This window comes from Nocardioides malaquae (genome assembly GCF_015070385.1).
Classification (GTDB): domain Bacteria; phylum Actinomycetota; class Actinomycetes; order Propionibacteriales; family Nocardioidaceae; genus Nocardioides; species Nocardioides malaquae.
On record NZ_JADCSA010000890.1, the window covers coordinates 1 to 248 of the forward strand.

The window sequence follows — 248 nt, forward strand, 5'->3', positions numbered from 1 at the left end:
CAGCCTCAGGTTGCGATGTGGCGTTATCTGTACTCTATGGGTGAACATCCGAGCACCTCTGATCAGGATAACAGCTTCAAAACGGACGGCTTCACGTTCAACTATGGTTGGACCTATAACAAGCTTGACCGTGGTTACTTCCCGACAGATGGTTCACGTGTCAACCTGACCGGTAAAGTGACCATTCCTGGATCGGATAACGAATACTACAAAGTGACGTTAGACACGGCGACTTATGTGCCGATCGA

Annotated in this window: 1 protein-coding gene; it reads left to right on the forward strand. The window is 49.2% G+C overall.

Annotated elements, in window-relative coordinates:
• Positions 1 to 248, forward strand: a 248-nt coding sequence (locus IEQ44_RS16330) for a BamA/TamA family outer membrane protein (RefSeq protein ID WP_193639465.1), incomplete at both ends; no start/stop codon positions are given.